Here is a 15823-nt window from a genome sequence, read left to right on the forward strand (position 1 = left end):
AGGGAAATGGCAAAAGCAATGAGTGGACAAAAAACTGTGACACCGTCGGCAGATGGGCTGGCCGCCTCGATCCGGGCGGCAGAGAAGGCGACAGGCAAAGCGGGTGGCACGCGCGGATTGCCGCCGGTGCATCTGTGGAACCCACCCTATTGCGGTGATCTGGACATGCGGATCGCCCGTGACGGCACCTGGTATTACCTTGGCAGCCCGATTGGCCGCTTTGAATTGGTCAAGCTGTTCTCTTCGATCCTGAAGCGTGAAGAGGGCAAATATTTCCTGGTCACCCCGGTTGAAAAAGTCGGCATCACCGTGGAGGACGCGCCCTTTGTCGCGGTTGATTTTGAGGCCACCGGGGCGGGGGCAGAACAACAGCTCTGCTTTACCACCCATGTGGGCGACCAGATGGTGGCGGGCCCGGAGCACCCGATTCGGGTGGAGCGGGACGCCGAGACCGGCGAACCATCGCCCTATGTGCGCGTGCGCAGCAATCTGGAGGCGCTGATTGACCGCAAGAGCTTTTATCGGCTGGTCGAGCTGGGCTGCCACCATGACGGCTGGTTTGGTCTCTGGTCCGGTGGGGTGTTTTTCCCGGTGATCCCTTCGGATGAGCTGCCCGTAGGCTAGGGCATGGTCTGGGGCTTGCTCTGGGTGCGGGTTAGGAAAAATGCGTTATTTTCGGTGCTTGGCCTTGCCTGGGGGGGGCGCTAGACCCTAGCGGGATCATCGGTGCCTGCGTGGTGCCAACAGACCGGAGGTTTCCTTGAATGCCTAGATTCGCGGCAAATATTTCAATGCTCTTTGCTGAACTGCCCTATCTGGAGCGTTTCGCCGCCGCGGCCGCCGCCGGGTTCACGGCGGTGGAAATCCTGTCCCCCTATGATGTCGCGGCAAAAGAGACCCAGCGAGCGCTGCTGTCGCAAGGGCTGGAGCTGCTGCTGATCAATGCGCCGCCGCCCAATTACACGGGCGGGGTGCCGGGCTATGCGGCACATCCTGATGGGGTTGACCGGTTTCAGCGTGATATTCGCCGGGTGCTGCGCTACGGCGAGGTGCTGAGAGTGGGGCTGATCCACATCATGGCCGGCTATGCCAAGGGCGATGAAGCCCGCGAGACCTTTATCAACAACCTGCGCTGGGCCGCGGATCTTGCGCCCAGGCAGCGCTTTACCATCGAGCCGCTGAATGCCGGGGATCAGCCGGGGTATTTTCTGGACGATTACAACCTCGCCGCAGAGATTCTGGAGGCAGTGAACCGCCCCAATGTCGGGCTGCAATATGATGCCTATCACGCGCAGATGATCCATGGCGATGCCGCGCAGGTCTGGCAGAACTTTGGCAAGCAGGCGCTGCATGTCCAAATTGGTGCCGCGCCCAGCCGATGCGAACCCGGCACCGGGCCGGTGGATTTTGAGGCCCTGTTCCAGGCCATTGATGCCAGCGGCTACAAAGGCTGGATCAGCGCAGAGTACACCCCCTCGACCCGGCGTACCGAAGATAGCCTGGGCTGGCTGCCAAGATCACGGGTGCTCAGCATCGCACGAGGCTGAGGGCGGGTCTGATGGCAGGGCGGGGGGCTGGGCTGAAGGCGGCGTGTTGCCTTGCGGTAAAAGGCAGGCGCTCCCGCCAATTCCGCAACATCCCCAGGGGGATGTCGCTTCATTGTTGGGGGTGGCGCCGCGCTGACGCGCGGCGAAACGACCTGCTGAGATGCGCTTCAGGGGCAGGTGTGCCCAGAAGCGCCTTTGCAAGGTTGGGGCCTGCTGAGTCGCCTCAAGGGCAAGCCGCGCTGGGCGCGGCGGCTTTGCCGCCCTTGACCCGAATCAGCAGAAAAAAGCGATCGTGCAGGCCTGTGAGGCCCGAAAAGCCCGAGGCTTGGTGCGGGCGCGCCGCGCGTCTGCGCGGCGCCACCCCCAACGGGGGAGGACCAATCTCTGATTGTTCCGAGACGGGCGGGAGAGCCGCCTTGGTGCAGAGTGAGTGAATCCTGGCCTGAAAGCATGTCGCGTTCATGGCCATTCAGACGGCATGCTCTAGTGCGCTTCGGCCCAATTTCTGCCCTGGCCTGCCTCGACGCTCAGCTTCACGTCCAGATGCACTGCGGGGCTGGCGGCACCCTCCATGACCTGGCGGGCGGTCTCTATGGTTTCTGCCACCGCCTCTTTGGGGACTTCAAACAGCAGTTCATCGTGGACCTGCAGCAGCATCCGCGCAGGCAGGTGGGCGATGGCCTGGGGCATCCGCACCATGGCGCGACGGATCACGTCGGCGGCAGTGCCCTGGATCGGGGCGTTGATGGCGGCGCGTTTGGCAAAGCTGGCGCGCGGTCCCTTGGCGGCGATTTCGGGCGTATGGATCTTGCGGCCAAACAGCGTCTGCACATAGCCGTGCTCTTTGGCAAATTCCACCGTCTGATCCATATAGGCGCGAATACCCGGAAAGCGTTCAAAGTAGCGGTCGATAAAGCCCTGGGCCTCGGCGCGTGGAATGCGCAGATTGCGGGCCAGACCAAAGCCGGAGATGCCGTAGATGACGCCAAAGTTGATCGCCTTGGCCTGACGGCGAATATCCGGGGTCATTTCCTCCATCGGGACGTTGAACATTTCTGACGCGGTCATGGCGTGGATGTCGTGGCCTTCGGCAAAGGCGGCCTTCAGCGCGTCGATACCGGCGACATGGGCCAGGATGCGCAGCTCAATCTGGCTATAGTCGAGGCTGAGCAGAAGATTGCCTTCATCCGCCACAAAGGCCTCGCGGATGCGGCGGCCTTCCTCGGAGCGCACGGGAATATTCTGCAGGTTGGGATCTGATGACGCCATGCGGCCGGTATTGGCACCGGTCTGGATATAGGAGGTATGCACCCGGCCAGTATCCGGGTTGATATGGTCCTGCAGCGCATCCGTATAGGTGGATTTCAGCTTGCTCAGCTGGCGCCAGTCCAGCACCAGGCCCGGCAGCTTATGTTCGGTGGCCAGATCTTCCAGAATATCGGCGCCGGTGGCATAGGCACCTGTCTTGCCCTTTTTGCCGCCGGGCAGTTCCAGCTTGTCAAACAGGATCTCGCCCAGTTGTTTGGGCGATCCGACATTGAAGGGCTGGCCCGCCAGGGTGTGGATTTCATCCTCCAGCCCGGCCATTTTCTGGGCAAAGGCATTGGACATGCGGCTGAGTGTATCGCGGTCCACCTTGATGCCATTGCGCTCCATCTCGGCCAGCACCGGCACCAGAGGCCGTTCCAGGGTTTCATAGACCGTGGTGACCTGCCGCTGGTGCAATTCGGGTTTGAAATGCTGCCACAGGCGCAGGGTGATATCGGCGTCCTCCGCGGCATAGGGGACTGCATCGGCCAGCGGCACCCGGTCAAAGGTGATGGCGGATTTTCCCGTGCCCAGCAGAGGCTTGATTGGCAGGGGCGTGTGGTCGAGATAGCGTTCCGACAGGGTATCCATACCGTGGTTATGTTCACCCGCGTGCAACGCGTAGGACATCAGCATGGTGTCATCAATCGGGGCCACATCAATGCCATAGCGGTGCAGGATCTTGGCGTCATATTTCATGTTCTGCCCGATTTTCAGCACCGCCGGATCCTCCAGCATCGGCTTCAGGATCGCCAGCGCATCGTCCAGCGGCATCTGCCCCTCCGCCAGACCTTCGCCGCCAAACAGATCATCTCCGCCCTGTTTATGGGTCAGCGGAATGTAGCATGCCGCCCCCGGTTCAACGCAGAGCGAGACGCCGACCAGATCTACCACCATGGCATCCAGCCCGGTGGTTTCGGTATCCACCGCCACATAGCCGCGCGCATAGATCTGATCGATCCAGCCCTGCAGGGCGGCGGTATCCCCGACCGAGGTGTATTTTTCCGCGTCAAAGGGCACCGCGCTGGGGGCGGCGACAGGGGCGGCTTCGCTCACGGGGGCTTCCGGGATGCTGGGCACCTCGCGGCCCAGCTGTTCGGCCATGCGCTTGGCCAGGGTGCGGAACTCCATTTCCGCAAGAAAGCCCAAAAGTACCTCGGCATCGGGTTCCAGCACCTCAAGATCTTCGAGGGTGAAATCCAGATCCATGTTGCAGTCCAGCTGCACCAGTCGTTTGGACATTTCGATCTGGTCGCGCTTGTCGATCAGGGTCTGACGGCGTTTGGGCTGTTTGATTTCTTCGGCCCGGTCCAGCAGCTCTTCGAGCGAGCCAAATTCATTGATCAACAGCGCCGCGGTCTTGATGCCGATGCCAGGCGCGCCGGGGACATTGTCGACAGAATCTCCAGCCAAGGCCTGCACATCGACCACCCGGTCGGGGCCAACGCCAAACTTTTCCACCACGCCGTCGCTGTCGATGCGTTTGTTCTTCATTGCGTCCAGCATTTCAACGCCGCCGCCAACCAGCTGCATCAGATCCTTGTCCGATGAAATGATGGTGCAGCGCCCGCCGGCATCGCGCGCCTGACAGGCGAGGGTGGCGATAATGTCGTCGGCTTCATAGCCCTCGACCTCTTTGCAGGCGATGTTAAAGGCGCGCGTTGCCTCGCGGGTCAGCGGAAATTGCGGTCGCAGATCTTCCGGCGCAGGCGGACGGTTGGCCTTGTAGAGATCATACATTTCATTGCGGAACGACTTGCCGGAATGGTCGAAAATCACGGCGACATGGGTCGGCGCATCCGGGCCAGTATTGGCCTCGACATAGCGGTGCAGCATGTTGCAAAAGCCCGCCACAGCGCCAATTGGCAGCCCGTCTGATTTGCGCGTCAGTGGCGGTAGGGCGTGATAGGCCCGAAAGATAAAGGCCGAACCATCAATCAGATGCAGATGGCAGCCCTTGCCGAATGTACTCTCGCTCATGCCTGTCGCGCTCCCCTGGGAAATCCGTTCGTGTTCCGTTTCCGGTTATCGGTGATCTGGCGCGTAAGGGCAATTGCCGTTTGGGCCAGAGCCTAGAACATGCCCATGGCCAGCCCCGCGCCCAGAGCCTGACCCAGATCGGCGCAGCGGGCCAGCTCTGCTGGGGCAATGGATTTCTCGGCCAGAATCGCCTCGGGTGTCTGGGCATGGGTGCATAGGATCAGCGGCGGCTGGATCTCGCGCAGGCGCCAGCCCTGGGCGATGCGGGCCAGTTGCCGGGCCGCGCCGGTCCCATCCGAGCCGGCGCAGATCATCTGGGCATAGGCACGCCCGTTGAGCTGGCCCAGCACCGGGTAGTAGCAGCGGTCAAAGAACTCTTTCATCTGCCCTGACAGGCTGGCCAGATTCTCTGGGCCGCAAAACAGATAGGCCCCGGCTGCCAACAGATCGTCGGGACCGGCCTCGGCGGCCTGCAACAGCCGGGTGTCGCATTCCTGGCTGGCCGCGGCTGTTGCAGCCTTCGCCATTTGCCGGCTGCCGCCGGTGCGGGAATGATAGATGATAAGAAGCGTGCTCATGCCTTCAGCATATCCAGAATGGACTGTGGTGTCAGCGGCATCAGAAAATCATGGTGGGCCGAGGCTGCGACAGGCTGCACCGCATACGGGCACCAAGCATGTTTCAGCCCCCTGGCGATCCTGACGGCATAGCGCGCGAGCGATCCGGCCTGCTACATCGCTTTGTCTTCGAAACCCTTGAGGATGTATTTGCAATCGCAATAGGGACATTCCACAAAGCCGGTGTCCTCGGGGATCTGCAGATAGACACGGGGATGACCCAGCGCGCCTTCGCTGCCATCGCAGGCAACGCGGCTGGTCTCGACGATTTTGGTTTCGGGCGCTTCAATGGTCATCGCTGGCGGTCCTTATGAATTTCGGCTAGGCGCATGGTGAAACCATGTATGTATGATGCCAAAACCGGGGGCAAGAGCTGCAATGAGAGATGACGCAATCCATATCGAAAGCTTGCGCAAAACCTACAAGGGCGCCAAGGGCCAGCCGGAAAAGCAGGCCCTTAAGGGCATCGATCTGACCATTCCGCGCGGGTCTGTCTTTGGGCTTCTGGGGCCAAACGGGGCGGGAAAATCTACCATGATCAATATCATGGCCGGGTTGGTGCGCAAATCTTCCGGGCGGGTGACGATCTGGGGCTTTGATCAGGATGCCAACCCGCGCCAAAGCCGCGCCGCCATTGGGGTGATGCCGCAAGAGTTGAACCTGGACCCGTTCTTCACCCCGCGCGGCGCGCTGGAGGTGCAGGCAGGCCTTTACGGCGTGCCAAAATCAGACCGGCGCAGCGATGAGATCCTTGCCATGGTGGGGCTGACCGACAAGGCCCATGCCTATGCCCGCACCCTGTCGGGCGGCATGCGTCGGCGGCTGCTCTTGGGCAAGGCGCTGGTGCATCATCCGCATATTCTGGTGTTGGATGAACCAACTGCCGGGGTGGATATTGAGCTGCGGCAAATGCTTTGGGCCAATATCCGCAAGCTGAACCAGCAGGGCATGACCATCATCCTGACCACCCATTACCTGGAAGAGGCCGAAGAGATGTGCGACGAGATCGCCATCATCGATCAGGGCAGCGTGGTGGCGCGCGACAGCACCGCCAACCTGCTGGGCCGTCTGGATGCCAAATCCATGATCGTGCAGCCCGCCAGCCCGGTCACGATCCTGCCGCAGGGGGCTGGCATCACCTCTGAACTGCGCGAAGACGGCGCGGTGGTGCTGCGCTACCACGGCAATGAAACCAGCGCCGAAGAGGTGCTGTCAGCCGTGCGCGCCGCCGAAATTTCCATCCGCGATGTCAAAACCGCCGAGGCCGATCTGGAAGATGTCTTCCTGTCTCTGACCAAATCGGGCTGAGCTGACAGGCTGGCCCCTTGCTCCCCCTGCCCCTGCCCAGGCGCGCGCCGGGGCAGGGGATTGGCAATCGTTGTGAACAAAGTCTTGCACTGTTTAGCGGGCGAAACATTTGCCGCCGCGCGGAAGGTGGTTCACCCCGGCGGGGCAAGCGGGTAAAAGGCTGCAAACCTGTTGCAACACCGCCCTGATCCGGAGCCCTGATATGTCCACGCCCAAACCTGTTGTTCTGTGTATTCTTGATGGCTGGGGCAGTGCGGAACCCGGTGCCGCCAACGCGCCCTATCTGGCCAAGACCCCCACCTTTGATACGCTGATGGCCGCAGGGCCACAGGCGCGGCTGGTGACCCATGGGCCGGATGTTGGTTTGCCCAGTGGTCAGATGGGCAATTCCGAGGTGGGCCATACCAATATCGGTGCTGGCCGCGTGGTGGCGATGGATCTTGGCCAGATTGATCTGGCAATCGAAGATGGCTCTTTTGCACAGAACGCCGCCCTGTTGGATTTCATAGCTAGGCTCAAGAAAACCGGTGGTGCGGCGCATCTGATGGGGCTGGTGTCTGATGGCGGGGTTCACGGGCATATCAGGCATATTCTGGCGGCGATCCGTGTCCTCACCGACGCGGGCGTACCGGTCTGGCTGCATGCCATCACCGACGGGCGCGACGTGGCGCCGAAATCTGCCTATGGCTACTTTGAACAGCTGAAAGAGGCCCTGCCGCAGGGGGCCAGGATTGCCACGGTGACGGGGCGCTATTTTGCCATGGACCGCGACAACCGCTGGGAACGGGTGGGCGAAGCCTATGCCGCCATGATCAAGGGCGAGGGCCGTTCGGTGGCGGATGCCCATGATGCGGTGACCCATGCCTACAACCAGTCCGAAACGGATGAATTCATCGGCGCCAGTGTGATCCGCGGCTATGATGGGGTGCAGGATGGCGACGGCTTCTTCTGCCTGAATTTCCGCGCCGACCGCGCCCGTGAAATTCTGCGCGCCATTGGCGAGCCGGGCTTTGCCGAATTTGACACCGGCCCGCGCCCCAAACTGGCAGCGCTGCTGGGCATGGTGGATTATTCTTCCGCGCATAACGCCTATATGACCACCGCCTACCCCAAGGCTGAACTTGTCAATACGCTGGGCGAATGGGTTGCCAAACAGGGCAAGCGGCAGTTCCGCCTGGCGGAGACTGAAAAATATCCGCATGTGACCTTCTTCCTCAATGGCGGCAAGGAAGAACCAGAGCAGGGTGAAGACCGTGCCATGCCCCAATCCCCCAAGGTGGCGACCTATGATCTGCAACCAGAGATGAGCGCGCCAGAAGTGACCGAGAAATTCGTTGAAGCCATCAACGCGGGGTATGACCTGATTGTCACCAATTACGCCAACCCCGATATGGTCGGCCATACCGGTGATATCCAGGCCGCGATCAAGGCCTGCGAGGCGGTGGATCAGGGGCTGGCCCAGGTGGTAGAGGCGCTTCGGCGCGTGGGTGGTGCCATGCTGGTCACCGCAGATCACGGCAATTGCGAGGTCATGGTCGACCCGGAAACCGGCGGTGCCCATACCGCGCATACCACCAATCTGGTGCCACTTGTGTTGGTGGGTGGGCCAAAGGGCGCCGGGCTGCGCAACGGCCGCCTTGCCGATCTTGCCCCCACCCTGCTAGAGCTGATGAACCTGCCCAAGCCAGATGAGATGACGGGCGAAAGCCTGCTGACCTGACAAAGCTGACCTGACAAAACAGACCAAGAAGATCTGAACCACATGATGACACGCGCCGCTGGGCTGCTTTTCCTTGCACTGATCACCCTTGCCGCACCGCTGCAGGGTTTGCAGGGGGCTGCCCGCGCGGCCGAGACGCCACCGGCCCCGGCAGAGGCCGCACGACAGGCCGCGCGCCAGCTGGAGGCGGCAACCGTCGCACTGGAGGCGGCAGACAGCGCGCGCGACCGGGTCAAGGCGTTGACGGAAACCCTGCACGCCTATGAGGCCGGGCTGGGTGCCATGCGCGAAGGTCTGCGGCGGGTTGCGCGGCGCGAAAGCCAGCTTGTGGCGCAGCTGAAATCCCGCGAAGACGAGGTGGCCGAGCTGCTGGGCATCCTGCAAACCATCGAAACTTCGGCACCGCCGGTGCTGATGCTGCACCCTTCGGGGCCTTTGGGCGCGGCGCGGTCGGCCATGATGGTCGCCGAGGTGACACCGGGTCTTTATGCCCGCGCCGAGGCCCTGCGCCAGGACCTGGAAGAGGTACAGACCCTGCGCATTCTGCAACAGAGCGCGGCCGACACCCTGCAAGAGGGGCTGGCCGGGGTGCAAGAGGCGCGCACGGCGCTGTCGACCGCCATTTCCGATCGCACCGACCTGCCGATGCGCTTTACCGAAAATGGGGTGCGCACCGCGATCCTGATTTCCTCGACGGAAACGCTGACCGGCTTTGCCAGCGGGCTGGCCGAGGTGGCGGGCGGTGCGGATAAGATCACCCCGCTATCAGTGGATATCAGCGCCCAGCGGGGCAGCCTTGCGCTGCCGGTCGAAGGTCTGCTGCTGCGCCACTTTGGGGCGCGGGATGCCGCCGGCATTGCCCGCCCGGGGGTGCTGATTGCCGCGCGCCCGCGCGCCTTGGTCAGTTCTCCGACGGCGGCGACGATCCGCTATCGTGGCCCGCTGCTGGATCTGGGCAATGTGGTGATCCTGGAACCGCAGCCCGATACGCTTTTTATTCTCTCGGGTCTGGAAGAGGTTTTTGGCATCGCCGGGCAGGTCATTCCCGCAGGCACTCCGGTGGGCCTGATGGGGGGCAGCCCGCCCCAGGCTGGTGCCATTTTGTCACGTAGTGGTGAAGGGGGTGGAACTGACCGGACAGAAACGCTCTATATAGAAGTTAGAATGGACAACAGTCCGGTGGATCCAGAAACATGGTTCCAAATCGGAAAAGGTGGATAAGGTTTCATGAAAAAATTTGTCATGGCGGCTCTTGGCGGTACACTGGCCGGGATCGTTGCAACAACCTATGTGGCCGGGCCCCTGCTGGCGCAGGAGGCAAGCCGCGAGGCGACGGTCTATGAACAGCTGGATCTGTTTGGTGACATTTTTGAGCGTATTCGCGCGCAATATGTCGAAGAAGTCGATGAGAAAGAGCTGATCGAGGCGGCGATTGGCGGCATGCTGTCCTCACTGGATCCGCATTCCAGCTATCTGTCGCCAGAGGATGCCGCCAGTATGCGGGTGCAGACCCGTGGCGAATTTGGCGGCCTTGGCATCGAGGTGACCCAGGAAGAGGGCTTTGTCAAAGTTGTCTCCCCGATTGATGGCACCCCGGCAGACGAGGCCGGTATGGAAGCGGGCGATTTCATCACCCATGTGGATGGCGAAAGCGTGCTGGGCCTGGGCCTGGACGAAGCCGTCGATCTGATGCGCGGCCCTGTCGGATCTGAAATCATCATCACCGTGGTGCGCGAAGGCGAAGGCGAGCCCTTCGATGTTTCGATCATCCGCGACACCATCAAGCTGACAGCCGTGCGGGCCCGTACCGAAGGCGACACCGTGGTGCTGCGCATCACCACCTTCAACGACCAGACCACCCCCAATCTTGAGGCCGGTTTGCAAGAGCAGGTCGAAGCGGCCGGCGGCATGGATAATGTCAACGGCATCGTGCTGGATCTGCGCAACAACCCCGGCGGGCTGTTGACCGAAGCAATCAGCGTTGCTGACAGCTTCCTCGACAGTGGCGAGATTGTCTCTACCCGTGGTCGTGACCCGGAAGACGGTGAACGCTTTAACGCGGTGCCCGGTGATTTGTCGAATGGCAAACCCATCGTGGTGCTGATCAATGGTGGCTCTGCCTCGGCCTCTGAAATTGTCGCCGGTGCGCTGCAGGATCATCGGCGCGCTATCGTTGTTGGTACCAAGAGCTTTGGCAAAGGCTCGGTGCAGACGGTGATGCCACTGCGCGGCGATGGCGCCATGCGTCTGACCACTGCGCGCTACTACACGCCGTCGGGCCGTTCCATTCAGGCCCTGGGCGTGTCACCTGACATCGTGGTGCAGCAGCCCCGTCGCTCGGCCGAACCCGAGGACGAGGAAGAAAGCCTGGCGCGCCGGTCTCGTAGCGAGGTGGATCTGCGCGGCAGTCTCAACAATGACAGCCTGACCGAGGATGAAATTCGCCAGATCAAGGCAGATCGTGCCAAGGCGGAAAAGGCGGCGGAATTGCGCGAGCAGGACTATCAGCTGGCCTATGCCATCGACATCCTCAAAGGGCTTGTCGCCCTGGGACCAAAGCCATAACTGCCAAGGTGTTTTTCATCACCTGTTCAGGGGGGAACTCCCTGAATTTGCACTGCGCAACACCCAAGGCCGCCCCTCACGGGGGCGGTCTTTTCTGCCCTGTTGCGCTGAAACAGAGACTTTGCCCCGGTTTTGGTCTATGACCAAGAGCGCACCGCCCTGTGCGGCCCCCCTTGAAAGCCCGTGCCTATGACACCAACCGACGATCCGATTGACGCACCAGCCGGTGCCACCCCAGCCGCCTCTGCCACAGGGCTGAGCCCGCTGGAAAAGCTGGGCTGGCAGCCGTTTTTTGCGGATCAGGTGGTGGATGAGGATCTGCAGGCAACCCCGCCGGCGCGCGTTGTCGAGGCCCATCGCAGTGGGCTGCGGGTGCGGGGGGATGGCATTGATCAGCTGGTGCCGCCCAAGCTGGCCGCCACCGTGGGCGACTGGGTGTTGCTGGATCGGGTGCTGCCGACCTCTAGCCGGGTGCTGGAGCGCAAGAGCCTGTTCAAGCGCCGCGCGCCGGGCCATGATCGCAGCCTGCAGCTGATTGCTGCCAATACTGACACGAGCTTCATTGTTTCCTCGTGTAATCCGGATTTCAATCTGGCCCGGCTGGAACGCTATCTGGCGCTTGCCTTTGGCGCGGGCGTAGACCCGGTGATCCTGCTGACCAAGCCGGACCTCTGCGACGACCCGACGCCCTATGTGACCCAGGCAGAAGCCATCTCGGAGCGGGTGCCTGTGGTGCTGCTGAACGCCAAGAGCGCAGAGGCCAAGGCGCAACTGGCCCCCTGGTGTAAACCTGGCGAAACGCTGGTGTTTCTTGGGTCCTCCGGGGTGGGGAAATCAACCCTAGTCAACGCGCTGTTTGGCAAGGAAACGGCCGAGACCGCCGCGATCCGCGAAGATGACGCGCGTGGCCGCCACACCACCCGGCACCGCCACATGCGGTTTCTGCCCAATGGCTGCGCGGTGATGGATACGCCCGGCATGCGTGAATTGCAGATGGCCGAGGCCGAAAGCGGCATTGCCGATCTGTTTGAGGATCTGACGGAACTGGCCAGCCAGTGCAAATTTCGCAATTGCAAACATCAAAGCGAGCCGGGCTGCGCCCTGACCGCCGCCTTGGCAGAGGGCACCATCACCCAGGCGCGACTGGAACGCTGGAACAAGCTGGCGGCAGAGGATTTGTTCAACACCGCCTCGCTGGCAGAGCGCAAGGGCAGCGACAAGGCGCTGCACAAAACCATTCGCGCGGTTCAGAAACGCAACAAGAAGTCACGCCGCTAGGGGGTGTTTTTGACATTAACGCCCGGAAATCGGCGCCACGCCTTGCCGGGATTGGCTAGGCTGGCCCCATGATGTTTGACCTGCCTGATTCCCAGACGCTCTATACAGCGCTTTGTGCCCGCGATCCCGCCTATGAAGGGCGCGCCTATGTGGGCGTGTCTTCTACCGGGATTTTTTGTCGCCTGACCTGCCCGGCGCGGAACCCCAAGTTTGAAAACTGTCAGTTCTTTGCCAGCCCCGGTGCCTGTATCGAGGCGGGGTTTCGCGCTTGCAAACGCTGCAAGCCGCTGAAGGCTGCCGCCGGTGATGACCCGTTGGTGCAACCCCTGATCGACGCGCTGGAGGCACGCCCGACCCATCGCTGGCGCGAGGGGGATCTGGTGGCATTGGGGCATGATCCCTCTACCGTGCGGCGGGCCTTCAAGCGCCATTTCGGCATGACCTTTCTGGAAATGGCCCGGCAGCGTCGGCTGCGGGAAGGCTTTACCGCGCTTTCTGCCGGGGCGCCGGTGATTGCGGCGCAGATTGATGCGGGCTTTGACAGCCCTTCGGCCTTTCGTGCTGCCTTTGCCCGGTTGGTGGGGATGGCGCCGGGGGCGTTTCGCCGTGATGCATTGCTGCTGGCGGATTGGATCGACACGCCGCTGGGGGCGATGATCGCCATCAGTTGTCCGCACCGGCTGCATTTGCTGGAATTTGCCGACCGCAAGGCGCTGCCGCGTGAAATGATCCGGCTGCAAAAGGCGCAGCCCGGTGGCGTTGGCTTTGGTCGCCCACCGCCAACCCAGCAGATCGCGGCAGAGCTGGCGCGCTATTTCGCCGGAGAGGTCGCCCGGTTTCAGACGCCGCTGGCGCTGCATGGCACGGCCTTTGAACAAGAGGTCTGGCGCCATCTGTTGCAGATCCCCGCGGGCGAGACCCGCAGCTATTCGCAGATCGCCCGCGATCTGGGGCGCGCCAGCGCGACACGGGCGGTGGCGCGGGCCAATGGCAGCAACCAGATTGCCGTGGTGATCCCCTGTCATCGGGTGTTGGCGGCAGATGGCAGCCTGACCGGCTATGGCGGTGGGCTGTGGCGCAAACAGCGTCTGATCGAGATAGAGACCGGATTTCGCAGCCGCCTGATGGCCTGACCGGCCCTGTTGTGCCTAGGTGGTTTCCAGACAGTGGCGGCGAAAGGCCCGTTTCAGCATGTCAAGCTCGGCGCGCAGCAGCTCGATTTCGGCGCGCATATCATCCACGGCTGCCTCGCCTGCGATCAGGGAAAAGCTGTCCAGCTTCTGCCCGCCGCTGCCGCCTTCGGCGATGACAAAGGTCTGCACCCCATCGGCAATGGCCGTTGCCGGAATGGTGATGTGCAGGTTCCATTCAGCATCGGTACTGCCTTCGCTGATCACCACCCCGTCGAGCGGGCGATCCTGAAACAGGACCTGGATATCGGGCGGCAGGCCAGTGTCGTTGGCGCCGGTGATCACGCCTTCCCAGGTGCCATTGCGAAAGCGGATCTTGGTAACGGTGAGCTTGCTCATCTTTCGGGGCCTCAGATATTGGCGCGACGATAGCGCGCAAAGGTCAGATCGCGGAGTATCACCTGGTTCATGTCCGGCGCTTCAAAGATAAGATCCAGCCAGATCCGCTCGATGCGCTTTTCGTTCAGGGTGGAATAGGCGAGGTCATATTCGACGGTGACGTTTTTTTCACCCAGGGGCAATTCGCGCACCAGCTGTTCGGTATTGGGCCCATGGCGAATGTTCAGCCGGGCAAAGATCTCCAGCGGCTTTTCGCTCTCCAGGATCGTGTCGACGCGGATCAGGTGGTGCCGGGCAAGGTTGGTACAGGCTTCGGGCGGCAGATCCACCACCAGCGACAGGAAAGAGCCGTCAAACTTGAACACATCCATGCGCAGGCCAAAAGGTGCCAGATCTTCTTCGCGGCTGTTGCGTAGCTGGCGCAGGGTCAGTTCGGAAATGCTGCAATCATGGAACAGGCTGACCTCATCGCTGAGCCTGGATTTCGACGGCACCGAAGACAGCCCCGGAGTAGGCAGCGGCCCGCGCCAGAGCTCTGGTCGCCAGGACCAATCGGTGCCATGCGGGCGGGGAAAGGCGGAAGTTCCGATCTGCGGCAAGGCCAGGCGTCCGTCTGCGATATGGATCAGCCGGTCCAGCTGGCCATGCAGGGCGCGCGCCTGATTGCGCTGCTGGCGCAGCTGCGGCAGCGCCATGGTTGCGGCCTGCGCCACTTCGCGCCGCCAGCGGCGCAGCGCCAGCCGGTGAAACACCCTGTTCAATAAACCGCCCATATCGCCTGTCGCTACCTTTGATTGCCCGCCAGCCTGTGCGGGTGCCTGTCCCCAGATCGGGATCTTTGTTCTGGCCTGTCAGTCCACTGTCAATCTAGCCGGGGCAGCGGGGTGAAATAAACCTGCAATTTTTTGCCGCATTGATTGTTGCTGGCGGTGTTTCTGCGGCGGCTCTTGCGCTGCCGGGCTGGCGGCGGCGGTCGGGCGCGCCCTGGGGCGCAGGCCTGATGCCGTCTGCGGGGCTGCGGCAGGCGCGGTTGCACCGGGAGCGGCCGTGGCTGGCCCTGCCTGGCTGGCGGCGAGGCTGCGCCGGGCCATCTCGGTCAACAGATCCGCGCCGTTTCGCCCAAGCAGCGGGCTGCCTTCGGGTGCATAAAGCGCCAGCACCACCAGCTGATCCCCGATCACAAAGGCACCACGCCAATGATCGGCGCTTGCGGCGGACACACCCATCGCGCCATGGCCGGGCCAGCGCAGTTTGATCAGCGGCAACAGGCCTTTGTCATTGTAAGACAACATCTGCGCCCCCGCGGCAGAGCGGGCCAGTTCGGCGGTTGAGGGCGGCGCGCTCTGGCTGGTCTTGCCCAGGGTGGCCGTGATCACGGCGGCGCGGTGACGACCAAACAGGCTAGGACCCTGCAACAGATTGCAGCGCGGCAGCAGGGCAAAGCCGCCATCGGGATCTTGGCGCAGCGTCGCCTGGTCAATGCAGTGTCCCCTGGGGGCCACCAGGGTGACGGCACCTTTGGCCAGGCGGACCTGTGTTTTCGTCTGTCCCGGCGCAGCCCCCTGCGGCGAAGTCTGGCCAAATCCTGTGCTGGGGGCGGCAAAGGAAAACCCGGTTTCTGGCAGTGGTCCGCAGGCCGACAGAGCACCGATAAGGGCAAGGGCGGCAAGGCGTGCCGCTCTCCCGCCAGGGGCGCGCCGCTGCGCGGTCCGCCACAGTCTCCAGCGCCCATTCAGCCCGGTGTGCAGTTCCGGGGGCCGGTGTCGCGTGATTGCATTCATCTGTGTTGGTCTTCTGGCCACGCGGGCCAGCCCTTGTTGCCCCGGAACTGGGGTCTGTTGTTCTGGGAGGTGCAATAATTCCACCCTTTCGGCAGCGCAAGTGAACAGAAGCGTGACCTAGATCACCTTGCTTTTGTCCAATATGGTGCATACCCAGGCCAGGTTTTGACACAGTGACTCAGTTTCTGCT

The 15823-nt window shown here is 62.4% G+C and carries 14 protein-coding genes; 8 read left to right on the forward strand and 6 right to left on the reverse strand.

The genetic code is table 11. The features are described 5' to 3' along the window. Positions 1–18: 18 nt before the first annotated feature. The gene (locus P2081_RS16275) at positions 19–624 is read left to right on the forward strand and encodes a DUF1285 domain-containing protein (protein ID WP_278923915.1); all 606 of its coding nucleotides are present in this window, start codon (positions 19–21) and stop codon (positions 622–624) included. Positions 625–764: 140 nt separating this feature from the next. After that, positions 765–1547, forward strand: coding sequence for a hydroxypyruvate isomerase family protein (locus P2081_RS16280; RefSeq protein WP_278923916.1), 783 nt, complete (start codon positions 765–767; stop codon positions 1545–1547). A 483-nt stretch (positions 1548–2030) separates the two neighbouring features. On the opposite strand, the gene polA is transcribed toward P2081_RS16280, so the two are convergent. The 3 genes from polA to P2081_RS16295 all read right to left on the reverse strand — a co-directional run bounded on the left by polA (position 2031) and on the right by P2081_RS16295 (position 5748). Continuing rightward, a complete protein-coding gene (polA, locus tag P2081_RS16285) occupies positions 2031–4835 on the reverse strand; it encodes a DNA polymerase I (protein WP_278923917.1) in 2805 nt (934 codons plus the stop codon). 92 nt (positions 4836–4927) lie between these two features. Further along, complete coding sequence (locus P2081_RS16290) at positions 4928–5413, reverse strand: flavodoxin family protein (protein ID WP_278923918.1); 486 nt, start codon at positions 5411–5413, stop codon at positions 4928–4930. 152 nt (positions 5414–5565) lie between these two features. Next, a complete protein-coding gene (locus P2081_RS16295; RefSeq protein ID WP_278923919.1) occupies positions 5566–5748 on the reverse strand; it encodes a zinc-finger domain-containing protein in 183 nt (60 codons plus the stop codon). 82 nt (positions 5749–5830) lie between these two features. Here P2081_RS16295 and P2081_RS16300 point away from each other — a divergent pair, with 82 nt between their 5' ends. The 6 genes from P2081_RS16300 to P2081_RS16325 all read left to right on the forward strand — a co-directional run bounded on the left by P2081_RS16300 (position 5831) and on the right by P2081_RS16325 (position 13456). Beyond that, positions 5831–6760, forward strand: coding sequence for an ABC transporter ATP-binding protein (locus tag P2081_RS16300; RefSeq protein ID WP_278923920.1), 930 nt, complete (start codon positions 5831–5833; stop codon positions 6758–6760). Between the two features lie 202 nt (positions 6761–6962). Next, positions 6963–8480 (forward strand): 2,3-bisphosphoglycerate-independent phosphoglycerate mutase, encoded by a 1518-nt coding sequence (gene gpmI / locus P2081_RS16305; RefSeq protein ID WP_278923921.1) that lies wholly within the window; start codon positions 6963–6965, stop codon positions 8478–8480. Positions 8481–8522: 42 nt separating this feature from the next. After that, positions 8523–9701 carry a murein hydrolase activator EnvC family protein gene (locus P2081_RS16310; RefSeq protein ID WP_417701253.1) on the forward strand — a complete coding sequence of 393 codons (1179 nt, stop codon included), beginning with the start codon at positions 8523–8525 and terminating at the stop codon, positions 9699–9701. A 6-nt stretch (positions 9702–9707) separates the two neighbouring features. Then, positions 9708–11045, forward strand: coding sequence for a S41 family peptidase (locus P2081_RS16315; RefSeq protein ID WP_278923922.1), 1338 nt, complete (start codon positions 9708–9710; stop codon positions 11043–11045). 189 nt (positions 11046–11234) lie between these two features. Next, entirely contained in the window at positions 11235–12323 is a 1089-nt protein-coding gene (rsgA, locus tag P2081_RS16320) for a ribosome small subunit-dependent GTPase A (RefSeq protein WP_278923923.1), read from the forward strand. Between the two features lie 68 nt (positions 12324–12391). Continuing rightward, positions 12392–13456, forward strand: coding sequence for a bifunctional transcriptional activator/DNA repair enzyme AdaA (locus tag P2081_RS16325; protein ID WP_278923924.1), 1065 nt, complete (start codon positions 12392–12394; stop codon positions 13454–13456). Between the two features lie 15 nt (positions 13457–13471). Here P2081_RS16325 and P2081_RS16330 read toward each other — a convergent pair whose 3' ends face one another. The 3 genes from P2081_RS16330 to P2081_RS16340 form a co-directional block, all read right to left on the reverse strand. Further along, complete coding sequence (locus tag P2081_RS16330; protein ID WP_278923925.1) at positions 13472–13852, reverse strand: hypothetical protein; 381 nt, start codon at positions 13850–13852, stop codon at positions 13472–13474. Positions 13853–13863: 11 nt separating this feature from the next. After that, positions 13864–14625, reverse strand: a complete 762-nt coding sequence (locus tag P2081_RS16335) for a DUF6478 family protein (RefSeq protein ID WP_278923926.1) — start codon at positions 14623–14625, stop codon at positions 13864–13866. A 78-nt stretch (positions 14626–14703) separates the two neighbouring features. Then, positions 14704–15633, reverse strand: coding sequence for a hypothetical protein (locus P2081_RS16340; protein WP_278923927.1), 930 nt, complete (start codon positions 15631–15633; stop codon positions 14704–14706). Positions 15634–15823: the final 190 nt, after the last annotated feature.

Origin of the sequence: Pseudophaeobacter profundi, from assembly GCF_029697505.1 — a bacterium.
GTDB lineage: Bacteria > Pseudomonadota > Alphaproteobacteria > Rhodobacterales > Rhodobacteraceae > Pseudophaeobacter > Pseudophaeobacter profundi.